This window comes from Campylobacter concisus, from assembly GCF_001298465.1.
Lineage (GTDB): Bacteria > Campylobacterota > Campylobacteria > Campylobacterales > Campylobacteraceae > Campylobacter_A > Campylobacter_A concisus.
In genome coordinates, this window is sequence record NZ_CP012541.1 from 510,401 (window position 1) to 522,892 (window position 12,492).

12 protein-coding genes are annotated in these 12,492 nt (G+C 37.1%); 11 read left to right on the forward strand and 1 reads right to left on the reverse strand.

All coding sequences use genetic code 11. The annotated features are described in order from the left end of the window. Positions 1-34 precede the first annotated feature (34 nt). The 8 genes from pheS (at position 35) to efp (ending at position 9,856) form a co-directional block, all read left to right on the forward strand. Positions 35-1,030 (forward strand): phenylalanine--tRNA ligase subunit alpha, encoded by a 996-nt coding sequence (gene pheS, locus CCON33237_RS02575; RefSeq protein WP_054196260.1) that lies wholly within the window; start codon positions 35-37, stop codon positions 1,028-1,030. Further along, entirely contained in the window at positions 1,027-3,363 is a 2,337-nt protein-coding gene (gene pheT / locus CCON33237_RS02580; protein WP_054196261.1) for a phenylalanine--tRNA ligase subunit beta, read from the forward strand. Before pheS ends, pheT begins: the two co-directional genes overlap by 4 nt. Next, positions 3,360-4,637 (forward strand): 3-phosphoshikimate 1-carboxyvinyltransferase, encoded by a 1,278-nt coding sequence (gene aroA / locus CCON33237_RS02585; protein ID WP_054196262.1) that lies wholly within the window; start codon positions 3,360-3,362, stop codon positions 4,635-4,637. The genes pheT and aroA overlap by 4 nt, the downstream gene beginning before the upstream one ends. Then, positions 4,627-5,451, forward strand: a complete 825-nt coding sequence (locus tag CCON33237_RS02590) for a 4-hydroxy-3-methylbut-2-enyl diphosphate reductase (RefSeq protein ID WP_054196263.1) — start codon at positions 4,627-4,629, stop codon at positions 5,449-5,451. Before aroA ends, CCON33237_RS02590 begins: the two co-directional genes overlap by 11 nt. An 80-nt stretch (positions 5,452-5,531) precedes the next feature. Then, on the forward strand, positions 5,532-7,208 hold the full coding sequence (locus CCON33237_RS02595) for a 30S ribosomal protein S1 (protein ID WP_054196264.1): 1,677 nt from the start codon (positions 5,532-5,534) through the stop codon (positions 7,206-7,208). Positions 7,209-7,213: 5 nt separating this feature from the next. Beyond that, a complete protein-coding gene (locus CCON33237_RS02600) occupies positions 7,214-7,696 on the forward strand; it encodes a hypothetical protein (protein WP_054196265.1) in 483 nt (160 codons plus the stop codon). Further along, positions 7,690-9,270 carry a phosphoglycerate dehydrogenase gene (gene serA, locus CCON33237_RS02605; protein WP_223155256.1) on the forward strand — a complete coding sequence of 527 codons (1,581 nt, stop codon included), beginning with the start codon at positions 7,690-7,692 and terminating at the stop codon, positions 9,268-9,270. The genes CCON33237_RS02600 and serA overlap by 7 nt, the downstream gene beginning before the upstream one ends. A gap of 19 nt (positions 9,271-9,289) precedes the next feature. After that, entirely contained in the window at positions 9,290-9,856 is a 567-nt protein-coding gene (gene efp / locus CCON33237_RS02610) for an elongation factor P (RefSeq protein ID WP_021090997.1), read from the forward strand. A 342-nt stretch (positions 9,857-10,198) separates the two neighbouring features. On the opposite strand, the gene CCON33237_RS10010 is transcribed toward efp, so the two are convergent. Then, positions 10,199-10,456, reverse strand: a complete 258-nt coding sequence (locus CCON33237_RS10010) for a SelT/SelW/SelH family (seleno)protein (RefSeq protein ID WP_255349566.1) — start codon at positions 10,454-10,456, stop codon at positions 10,199-10,201. Positions 10,457-10,540: 84 nt separating this feature from the next. Between CCON33237_RS10010 and CCON33237_RS02615 the strand changes: the two genes are divergently transcribed. The 3 genes from CCON33237_RS02615 (at position 10,541) to CCON33237_RS02625 (ending at position 12,437) form a co-directional block, all read left to right on the forward strand. Beyond that, on the forward strand, positions 10,541-11,092 hold the full coding sequence (locus CCON33237_RS02615) for a DJ-1 family glyoxalase III (protein ID WP_054196267.1): 552 nt from the start codon (positions 10,541-10,543) through the stop codon (positions 11,090-11,092). Positions 11,093-11,317: 225 nt separating this feature from the next. Continuing rightward, on the forward strand, positions 11,318-11,563 hold the full coding sequence (locus CCON33237_RS02620) for an RNA recognition motif domain-containing protein (protein ID WP_054196268.1): 246 nt from the start codon (positions 11,318-11,320) through the stop codon (positions 11,561-11,563). Beyond that, positions 11,541-12,437, forward strand: coding sequence for a glutamate--tRNA ligase family protein (locus CCON33237_RS02625; protein WP_054196269.1), 897 nt, complete (start codon positions 11,541-11,543; stop codon positions 12,435-12,437). Before CCON33237_RS02620 ends, CCON33237_RS02625 begins: the two co-directional genes overlap by 23 nt. Positions 12,438-12,492 lie beyond the last annotated feature (55 nt).

Sequence of the window (12,492 nt, forward strand, 5' to 3'; positions counted from 1 at the left end):
TAAAATCGACTCAAAAATTTATAAAGGTAAAAAATTGCAAGATTTCGTTAATAAAATCAAAAATGAAATTTCAACGCTTGACGATCTTGAGAAGGTCAGGGTAGAAATTTTTGGCAAAAAGGGCATCTTGGCGCAAGGTTTTGCAAAGCTAAAAGAGCTTGGCGAAGATGAGAAAAAGGAATTTGCAGCAAATTTAAATAAGCAAAGAGATGAGCTTAGCGAGCTAATAGAAGCTAAAAAGGCTGAGCTTAGCGAGCAAGAGATAGATAACAAGATGAAAAAAGAGGCTGCTGATATCACGCTATTTAATGAGCCAGTTGCTAGCGGAGCGCTGCACCCTGTTATGGCTACGATGGATAAGATAATTGAATACTTTTTAGCGCTAAATTTCTCGCTCGAGACTGGGCCACTTATAGAAGATGATTTTCACAACTTTGAAGCGCTAAATTTACCAAAATACCACCCAGCAAGGGATATGCAAGATACATTTTACCTAGATGATTTTAGACTTTTAAGGACGCATACAAGCCCAGTTCAGGTGCGAACTATGCTAAATCAAAAACCACCAATTCGTATGATAGCGCCAGGTACTGTCTTTAGACGTGATATGGATTTAACGCATACACCGATGTTTCACCAGGTCGAGGGCCTTGTGGTGGAGGATGCTGAGAAAGTTAGCTTTGCAAATTTAAAATCAATGCTAGAGGGCTTTTTAAAGCATATGTTTGGCGACGTTGAAGTGCGTTTTCGCCCTAGCTTCTTTCCATTTACGGAGCCTAGCGCTGAGGTTGATATTAGTTGTATATTCTGCCATGGCAAGGGCTGCAGAGTGTGTAAGCAAACTACTTGGCTTGAGGTACTTGGATGTGGTGTCGTTGATCCAAATGTATTTAAGGCGGTTGGCTATAAAAATGTAAGTGGATACGCTTTTGGCCTTGGCGTTGAGAGATTTGCGATGTTGCTTCATAGAGTGCCTGATCTAAGGTCGCTTTTTGAGGGAGATTTAAGATTGTTGGAGCAGTTTAAATGATAATTTCAAAGCATTGGTTAAACGAGTGGATCGACCTTAGCGACGTTAGCGGCGAGACACTTTCAAAGACATTAAATTCTATTGGGCTAGAGGTTGATAGCTATAAAGAGATAAATTTACCAAAGAGCATTGTGGTTGGCTACATAAAAAGTAGAGAAAAGCACCCAGATGCTGATAAACTAAGTGTTTGTCAGGTAGATGTTGGTGGAGAGACGCTTCAGATCGTGTGTGGGGCTAAAAACGTTGAAGCTGGCCAGTTTGTGCCAGTTGCACTTATTGGCACGACTATGCCAAATGGTCTTGAGATAAAAAAAGCAAAGCTAAGAGGTGTTGAGTCAAGTGGTATGATCTGTTCTTCAAGTGAGCTGGGACTTCCAAAGATAAATGATGGAATTTTGCCACTTGATGAGAGCATCGGCAAGCTAAAACTTGGTACAAGCCTTAGTGAATTTGAGGTCTTTAGGGATACGATAATAGAAGTTGATGTCACAGCAAACAGAGGCGATTGCCAAAATTTACATGGCATCGCAAGAGAAATTTGTGCAGCGCTTGATCTAAATATGAAAGATGGCCACGAAGACGATGAAAGCGAAAATTTACTAGGTATTGGCAGAATAGCTTCTGTGCGAGCAGAGGATAAAGTAAGTGGGTCATTTTTGTATAAGGCTTTTGAGCTAAAAGAGGGACTATATGAAAATCTAATAACTCGCATGCGTCTAGCATTAATAGAGTGCCAAAAGACAAATTTAGTTGAGAGACTGCTTGAATACGCGACATTTTGCACGGGTGTTTTATTTAGGGCTTATGATCACGCTAAGCTAGTAAGTGAAGGTGAAAAGGCTGTTTTTGATATAAAAAATGGCGAAAATGGCGAGTGCGTGGTTTTTTGTGAGGATAAAAATTTAGGTGTTGCTGGAATTTACCAAAGCGATGAGGCTAGGGTCGATGAGGGCTCAAAGGTGATCTTGGTAGAGGCTAGCTACGTAAAACCAGATGTTGTTTCAAAGGCTATTTTTGAAAACAAAAATTTACCAAAAGGCGATCAAGTTTATCGCTCAAGTCGTGGTAGCGAGCCAAATTTAGCTTACGGGGCGGACTATCTTTTTAAAAGGCTTGCTAGCTTTAAAGATAGCCTAAGTCTTTTTGCAGGCTCCCAGCAATCACTTCTAAACACCGAGCCTATCACTCTTAGCATCTCACTTGGCGAGCTTAAAAATATGATCGGTCAAGAGGTTGCAAGAAATGATGTCGTTAAAATTTTAAAGAAGCTTGGCTTTGAGATCGCAGTAAATGTCGAGCAAGAGAGCTTTAATGTAAAAGTGCCGCTATTTCGCCACGACATCGTAAATTCGCATGATATCTGCGAGGAGATCGTAAGGATAATAGGCATCGACAATATCGCCTCAACGCCGCTAAATTTTGCAGAGAAAAATAGGCTAAATAAGACATATTTTGACTATAAAAATGCTCTAAATTTAAGACACAGTGCTGCTGATAATGGATTTTTTGAGAGTGTGCATTATGTGTTTGATAGCCAAGATGAGCTCAGTGAGCTAAATTTCAAGCCATGCAAGGTCAAGATATTAAATCCTATAAACAACGAGCTAAATACACTTAGACCAACTCTTGTAAATCACCTCTTGAGCTCATGCGAGAAAAATATTAAAAATTCTAAACGCTCAGTTAGATTATTTGAACTCGGAGAAGTTTTTGATGAAGACGCAAGTCAAGGTCTAAATTTAGGCTTTGTTGTATCTGGGCTTTTAAAAGAGCCAACATTGATAAATGGAGCAAAAGGCGAGGAAGCAAATTTCTATGCTTTTGCTTCGATGGTGCAAAATGTTATAGGTAAATTTGAGCTAAAACCTTGCCATGGCATTTCATATCTTAGTCCATACGAGCAGGCACACATCTATCAAAATGGCGAAAAGATAGGCTATATCGGTAGAGTCGATGCGAGAGTCGAAGCAAAGAGAGATCTGCCAAGAACTTATATCTGCGAGATAGATTTTACCAAACTCAAATTCGAACCTATTTTGGCTATTCCTTATTCTAAGTTTCAAAGCACCACAAGGGATCTTAGCCTTATTGTGCCTGAAAATTTTGAGGCTGGGCGAATTTATGAGTGCATAAGAGGGCTAAATTTAAAAGAGCTAAAAGAATTTTTACCGGTTGATATTTATAAAGATGCGAAGCTAAATGGCTCAATCAGTCTTAGTTTGAAATTTACATTTCAGGATATGGAAAAAACACTTGAAGATGATGATATAAACGCACTTATGGATAAAATTTTAAATGAGCTAAAAGATAAACTAAATATCGGAATAAGATGAAAATTTACCCATTAGACAAAAGTTTAAATTTAACCATAGATGATATTGCTGCGGATAAGTCTATTTCGCATAGATGTGCAATATTTTCACTTTTAAGCGACAAGCCATCTCGGATTAGAAACTATCTAAGAGCAGATGATACGCTAAATACTTTAAAGATAGTCCAGCTCTTAGGCGCAAAGATCGAGGACAATGGCTCTGAGATAATGATCACTCCGCCACAAAAGATAAAGGAGCCAAGTGAAATTTTAGAGTGTGGTAACTCTGGTACGGCGATGAGGCTTTTTATGGGATTACTGGCCGCACAGGATGGCTTTTTTGTGCTAAGTGGTGATAAATACTTAAATTCTCGTCCAATGGCAAGGATAGCAAAGCCTCTAAATGAGATGGGTGCAAAGATAGATGGCGCAAACAACGCAAACAACGCTCCTCTTTGCATAAGAGGGACTAAATTTGAAAGATTTGATTTTGATAGTAAGATCGCCTCAGCTCAGGTAAAAAGTGCGCTTTTGCTAGCAGCTATTTATTCAAATGGCTGCAAATTTAGCGAGCCAGAGCTAAGTAGAGATCATACTGAGCGCATGCTTGCAGGTATGGGAGCTGATATAAAACGTGGCGACCTAGAGATTATATTAGAGCCGATGAGTTCGCCACTTGCGCCACTTGATATAGATGTGCCAAACGATCCAAGCTCGGCATTTTTCTTTGCAGTCGCAGCTCTAATCATCCCAAATTCGCATATTATTTTAAAAAATATCTTGCTAAATAAAACTCGTATCGAAGCTTACAGGGTTTTAGAAAAAATGGGCGCTGAGATAAAATTTCACAAAACCTCAAGCAAATATGAAGATATCGGCGATATCGAAGTTAAGTACTCGCCAAATTTAAAAGGTGTAGAAGTTAGCGAAAATATCTCTTGGCTCATCGACGAAGCGCCGGCTTTAGCCATCGCATTTGCCTGCGCAAAGGGACAAAGCAAGCTAATAAACGCAAAAGAGCTTCGAGTAAAAGAGAGCGACAGGATAGCTGTGACGATAAATGTGCTAAAGCAGTGCGGTGTAAATGCTAGCGAGCTTGAAGATGGCTTTATCATAAATGGTTCAGAGGCTAAATTTGCCACGATAGATAGCCACGGAGATCACAGGATCGCTATGAGCTTTGCCATACTTGGACTAAAATGTGGCATGCAGATAGAAAAGAGCGAATTTATCGCTACTTCATTTCCAAATTTTGCTGAAATTTTAAAGAAAATGGGAGCTAAAATTGAAAATTGAGCTTGCTAGTAGCTATGGATTTTGCTTTGGTGTAAAAAGGGCGATAAAAATCGCTGAAAATGCAGGAGATGCTGCAACTATTGGGCCACTCATTCATAACAATGAAGAGATAAATAGGCTTGAAAAAAACTATAATGTAAAGACGCTTGATGGCATAAATGAGCTAAAGGATGAAAAAAAAGCAATTATCCGCACTCATGGCATCACTAAAAACGATCTAGCTGAGCTAAAAAAGACAGACATAAAGGTGATCGACGCAACTTGCCCATTTGTGACAAAGCCACAACAAATTTGTGAAAAAATGAGCGAAGAGGGCTATGATGTGGTGATCTATGGTGACGTGCACCACCCTGAAGTAAAGGGCGTGAAGTCATATGCCAAGGGTAACGTCTATGTCGTGCTTGAAGAGAGCGAGCTGGAGGGCATTAAATTTAAGCAAAAGGTCGCACTTGTTAGCCAAACGACTAGAAAAGTCGAGAAATTTATGCAGATCGCAAACTACCTTATGCTTCATGTAAAAGAGGTGCGTGTTTTTAATACGATTTGCAACGCAACTTTTGAAAACCAAGAGGCTGCTAAAAATTTGGCAAAAAGGGCTGATGTGATGATAATAATCGGCGGTAAAAACAGCTCAAATACAAAACAACTCTACCTAATATCTAAAAATTTCTGCGAAGATAGCTACCTGATAGAAAGCGAAGAAGAGCTTGAAAAATCATGGTTTGATGGCAAAAATTTGTGTGGCATAAGTGCGGGTGCTAGCACGCCTGACTGGATCATACAAAAAGTCGTTGACAGAATCAAAAAAGTATAAAATTTATCCTAGCTAAAGCCACAATTAACTATAATAAGCCAATTTGCCTCTACTGGCATAATAAAATTTAAAGGATCAAGATGGCTGTGAACAAAAGTGTTCAATTAGGAAAAGCAAAAGACGAAGATATCGAAGATATCGATTTTGCTGCGATGTTAGAGGAGTCTTTTAAAAAGACTGAAGAAGATAGTGACGCAAAAATCGTCAGTATCAATGGCGATGAGGTTTTAATCGACGTTGGCAAGAAGTCAGAAGGCATTTTAAATGTTTCTGAAATCACTGATGTAAATGGCAACCTGACGCATAAAGTTGGCGATACGATCAAAGTTGTAATAACTGGATCAAGAAATGGAAGACCTATAGTGTCGCACAAAAAAGCACTTAGAAAAGAGAAAGTTAAAGCTTTCATCGAAGCTTACGATCCTGAAAATTCTGACGAAATAGATGTAAAAGTAGTTGGAAAAAATAAAGGTGGTTTTATAACTCAAGATGTAAATGGGGTGGAATTTTTCTTACCAAAAACTCACAGTGGCTTTAAAAATACTGAAGGCGTAATTGGTAAAACATATAAAGTAAGAGTTATAAAAATTGACAAAGAAGAAAATAGCATAGTTGTCTCTAGAAAGAAAATTTTAGACGATGATCGCAAAAAACGTAAAGAAGCTCTATCAAGCATAGTAGAAAATGATAGCGTTATAGAGGGCACAGTTAAAAAAATCACAACTTATGGTATGTTTGTTGATGTTGGCGGTGTCGATGGGCTTGTGCATTACAGCGAGATAAGTTATAAAGGCCCAGTAAACCCTAGCTCACTATATAAAGAAGGCGATAAAGTTTTAGTTAAAGTTATCAGTTATGACAACGAAAAACGCCACTTGTCTTTATCTATCAAGGCAGCTACTCCAGATCCTTGGGAAGAGATCATAAATGATGGACTAGAGGTTGGTGACACTATCAAAGTTACAGTTAGCAATATCGAGCCTTATGGCGCATTTGTTGATCTTGGAAATGATATTGAAGGATTTTTACATATATCTGAAATTTCATGGGATAAAAATATCAAAAATCCAAAAGATCACATCAATGAAGGCCAAGAAATCGATGTTGAAGTTATTGAAATTGATGCTAAAGGACACCGCCTAAGAGTAAGCCTTAAAAATTTACTTCCAAAGCCATTTGATGAGTTTAAGGCAAAACACAAAGAGGGCGACGTAGTAAAAGGCGTTGTGACAACTATCACAAATTTTGGTGCATTTGTTAGAGTGGGTTGCGTTGAAGGCTTACTACATAATGAAGACGCGTCTTGGGATAGAAACGATAAATGCAAAGATATGTTTAAAGCTGGTGACGAGCTTGAAGTAAAAATAATCAAAATCGATAGTGCTGAACAAAAAGTTTCACTTAGCCTAAAAGACCTAAAACAAAGTCCAGTTCAAGCATTTGCTGATAAATTTAATGTAGGTGATATCGTAAAAGGAACAATTCGCGACATTAAAGACTTTGGCGTATTTGTAGAGCTTGGTGATAACGTTGATGCGCTGATCCGCAAAGAAGATTTAGGTAGTGTAGACGTTAGTACGCTTAAGATTGGCGATGAGATTGAAGCGGCTATCGCATTTATCGATGAGAAGAAAAATAGAATTCGCCTTAGCATACGCCGTTTAGCAAAACAAAAAGAGCGTGAAGTGTTAAATGAGATCAATGATAACGACGATAAAGTAACACTTGGCGATATCATAAAAGAACAATTACTTTAGTTTAAATGGGCAGACGCGTACTTTTATTAGTAGTTGTCCTGCTATTTGTTATATTGGGTTTGGTTGGAATTTCTCTTGTTAAATTTGCAAGTGTAAATTTCAGCCAAATACATGAAGAAAATATCACAAATGAGCAAAATTTAACCAAAAGCACGACCAGCAATATTAACTGGATGAGTGAGCTAGCAACTATTAGAAAAAGAGATTATGTGCTGCCTGTAAATGAAATTTTTATAGAATACAACCGACCCAAAATAGAAAAACCAAAGATTACTGCATATGAGCTTTTGATAGATAAAAATGATATCTATTCAATGTTTTGTTTGATGCAGACTTTAAGAAAAAGCGAGGTCGATTTTACTGTTGTAAAAGATGGTGCAAAAAGCCAGATATTTTTAAATACTCAAGACTCTAAACTTCTACAAAATATCATTTTAGAACTAAGAGTTTATGATATCCACTCAAGTGTGAGAGAGGTGAAATTATGAAGACTATCATTGTTTGCGATGCGATACATCCAGTAGGTTTTGAACTTTTAAAAAAAGAGCAAGATATAAACGTAATAGATGCAGTTAATACTCCCAAAGATGAACTTTTAAAAATTTTAGGCGAGGCTGATGTTGCTATAACAAGAAGCTCAACTGAAGTAAATGAGGCCTTTTTAAACGCTGGTAAAAAACTAAAAGCCATCGTTAGAGCTGGTGTTGGTGTAGATAATGTCGATATAGAAGGATGCTCAAGGCGTGGCATAATAGCTATGAACGTTCCAACTGCAAACACTATTGCTGCAGTTGAGCTAACAATGGCTCATATGCTAGCTTCAGCTAGATCTCTTGAATACGCTCATAATGATCTAAAGCTAGATAGAATCTGGAAGCGTGAGAAGTGGTATGGGGTTGAGCTTTTTAAGAAAAAGCTTGGTGTGATCGGCTTTGGAAATATTGGCTCGAGAGTAGCTGTTCGCGCAAAAGCTTTTGGTATGGAGATCATCGCTTATGATCCATACATTGATCCATCTAAAGTCATTGATATGGGCGGTACTTATACTAAAAATTTTGATGATATTTTAGCATGTGATTTTATCACGATACATACACCAAAAACTAAAGAGACAACCAATATGATAGGCGCTAAAGAGATCGCAAAAATGAAAGATGGCGTAAGACTTATAAACTGTGCTAGAGGCGGTCTTTATAATGAAGAAGCACTTTATGAAGGACTAAAAAGTGGCAAGATAGCATTTGCCGGTATTGATGTTTTTACAAAAGAGCCAGCAACTGATCATCCACTTCTTGATCTAAACAATGTAAGCGTCACCCCACACCTTGGAGCAAATACGCTTGAATCACAGCGAAATATCGCAGTTGAGGCAGTCGAACAAGCTATTTTAGCAGCTCGTGGTATAAGCTATCCAAATGCGTTAAATTTACCTATAAAAACAGAAGATCTACCGCCATTTGTTGAGCCTTATATCGATCTTACAAGCAAGATGGCATTTCTTGCTGCACAGATAAATAAAAGCGTTATTAAGGCTATTCGTATTGAGACTCACGGTCAAATCAGCGAATATGCAAATTCAATGCTAACTTTTGCAATCGTAGGTGCTTTAAAAGAGAGTCTTGGTGATGCGATAAATTACGTAAATGCTAAATTTTTATGCGATGAAAAAGGAATAGTGACTGAAACTAGCCTTGGCGGAGATAGCATTTTTAAAAATAAAATCACAGTTCGCTTAACTACTGAAAATGGCATTGTAACCGTTGGTGGAACGGTATTTGGTGAAAATCAGCAACGTATCGTAACGATAAATGGCTTTAAGACCGACTTTAAGCCAAAAGGCAAGATGATCATATTTAAAAACCATGATGTGCCAGGCGTTATTGCTCAGATTAGTAAAATTTTAGCTGATGAAAAGATCAATATCGCAGACTTCCGCCTTGGTAGAGATGATCACAATATGGCACTTGCTGTTATCTTGGTTGATGAACATATAAAAGCAGAAACGTTAGAGAGACTAAACGCACTTGAAGCTTGCGTTTGGGCTCAATACGCAGTTATATAAAATTTTGAAAGGATAAAAAATGGCTTCATATTCAATGGGCGATCTAAAAAAGGGACTAAAGATCGAGATCGATGGCGTTCCTTATAAAATCGTAGAATATCAACATGTTAAACCAGGCAAGGGTGCAGCTTTTGTTCGTGCAAAAATCAAATCTTTTATCGATGGAAAAGTGCTTGAAAAGACTTTTCATGCAGGAGATAAATGCGAGCAACCACATCTTGAAGAAAAAGAGATGCAGTATCTTTATGACGATGGTGAATATTGTCAGTTTATGGATACAGTTACTTATGAGCAAGTTGCTATCAGCGACGAGGATGTGGGTGATGTTAAAAAATGGATGATCGATGGCATGATGGTTGAAATTTTATTTCACAATGGCAATGCGATCGGCGTTGAAGTGCCACAAGTAGTTGAGCTAAAGATAGTTGAGACTCCACCAAATTTCAAGGGTGATACGCAAGGTGGTAAAAAGCCAGCTACTCTTGAGAGTGGTGCGGTAGTTCAGATACCATTTCACGTACTTGAGGGTGAGGTTATCCGTGTGGATACTGTTCGCGGCGAGTATATCGAGCGTGCAAATAAATAAAGCAGTTTAATCTTTCTTACTAAATTTACGTTTAGTAAGCCTAATGCTTAGCTAAAGTCACTATTTAAAAAGTATTGGCTTTAGCAAAAAACTTCATTTCATACATTGTAAAATTTCAAGTAGCACTAGTATAGAATGCATAAAATTTTTATGCTCGATAAAAATCAAATATGGCCAAACATCAGCTAGTAAAATCTTTAAGAATCAAAAAATATATAAAAAAATGAAAATTCTTAGCGAGATAGACTAATGTTTTAATTATAAAATTTTTATATCAAGATAGTAGAATTGCAAGTTAAAAATGGGAAAAAACGAGACGGTTTCCCGTCTCGGTAGCTAGCATTAAGCCGACTTTTCTTTAAGATATTTGTTTATAAGAGTTGTGATCTCTTCACCGTGAGGAAATCTCGCTTCATCATTTCCGATGCGATCTTTCTTAGAAAATATAACATCTCCATCAACCTCGACGATGAAATTTCCACCATCACCTATAACCTTTTCGACTCTTGCATCACTAAAGTTCGCTTTTATTTCATCTTCTACACGAGAAGCTACCGGACGATAGTTTCAAGAGTTGCAGTAAATAATTTTTACTTGCATGCTCTGTCCTTTCTTGTGAAATAAGCCAATATTATATAAAATTTTACTTAACAAATAAAACATATTACTTGAAAGGATAAATTTATGAAAAAAGTTGCTGTGATTTTAGCTGAAGGATTTGAGGAGATAGAAGCACTAACTTCTGTTGATGTTTTACGTAGAGCTGGAGTGATAGCTTCTATTGTTGGACTAAATGACGTAAACATCAAAGGATGTCACAATATATGCGTAAAAGCCGACGTAACACTTCGCGAGATGAAAGAGCTAGACTATGATGCGATCGTCCTTCCTGGTGGACTTCCAGGAGCTAGCAATTTAGCAAACGATACAAGGCTCAAAGCAATTTTACAAAATTTTGATAAAAGCAATAAGCTTATTTGTGCCATTTGTGCTGCTCCTATGGTGCTTGAGAGTGCTGGTGTGCTAAAAGATCATTTTGTTTGTTATCCAGGATTCGAAGAAAATGTAAGAAGCGACAAAAGAGGCTACGTGAGCGATAAAAACGTGCTAAAAGATCAAAACATCATCACAGGAAAGGGTCCTGCATTTTCAATGGAATTTGCACTTTTTATAGTTAAAAATTTACTTGGCGATGAAGCTTATCTTAAAGTAAAGAATGATTTACTTTATAAATAGTTTATAAAAAAAATATAATTTTTTATTTAATTATTGTGTTTAAACTTAAGAATAAATTTTATTTAGAGTAATAGACTAAAACATCGTAGTGTTGTAATTTGTATCTTTTAAGGATATTTTTTTAAAAATTTGTAATAAATTTTTGCTTTTTGACATCATTTTGACGAAAATTAGCTATTATCACACTAACCGAACAAATCGGTAATTTTTTTAAGGAACACTCCTGTGAATATTTATGTAGGAAATTTGTCGTATAGAACGACAGAGGCAGAATTAAAGGAAGCTTTTGCACAATTTGGTGAAGTAAAGCGAGCAAAAATAGTAAAAGATAGAGAAACTGACCGCTCAAAAGGCTTTGGCTTTGTTGAAATGGACGATGCAAATGAGGGACAAAGAGCCATAGATGCATTAAATGAAAAAGAGCTAGGCGGACGTACTTTAAGAGTAAATGAGGCTAGACCAAGAGATTAATGACTATTTGCCACCAAATGGTGGCATAGTCTCTCGTATCGCTCCTACACCAAGCGGATTTTTACATGCTGGTAACGCTTATAACTTCATCCTAACTTATCTTTTGACACGTTCAGTAAGCGGCATTTTACACTTACGTATTGATGACTATGACCTTAGTAGATACCGGCGCGAATTTGTTCAAAATATCTTTGATGTTTTAGAATTTTTAGGGCTTGAATGCGATAAAGGGCCTACTTGCACGAGTGATTTTGAGCAAAATTTTAGCTTCAAAGTAAGAGCCAAAAGATATGAAGATGTGCTTGAAAAACTAGATGAAATTTATATCTGTGAATGTTCAAGGACTACAAAAGGTGCCTATAAAAACGGTATTTACACCAAAATATGCAAAGATAAAAATCTAAAATTTATAAAAGATAAAACCGCCATTAGGTTAAGCATTGATGAAGACGATGAGCTTGGTAAGGCTGTATCAGCGCAAATGGGTGATTTTGTAATTTATAAAAAAGATTTTACTCCGGCTTACAACCTTGCAAGCGTGATAGATGACGAGGATATGGGCGTAAATTTGGTTGTTAGAGGGGAAGATCTGCTACCTTGCACACTAGCTCAAAGATACATCGCAAAAATGCTAAAATTTAACTTCTCAGGGGCTACTTTTATTCATCATAAGCTGCTTTTAAAAGATGGCAAAAAACTATCCAAAAGTTCAAAATCACCGCCAATCGATCTAGGATCTAATCCGCAAATTTATTACAAAATATTAGCAAATGATCTTGGGCTGGATATCAAATCAACAGATAAAATCTCAAATCTTCTTTACGAGTTTAAGCTTAAAAATATTGCCAAAAATTTTTTGCAAAGTATGAGCTAAATTTATACTATATATGCAGTTTATCCCCGCCTTGATCTTTTTGCTTTGATTAGCC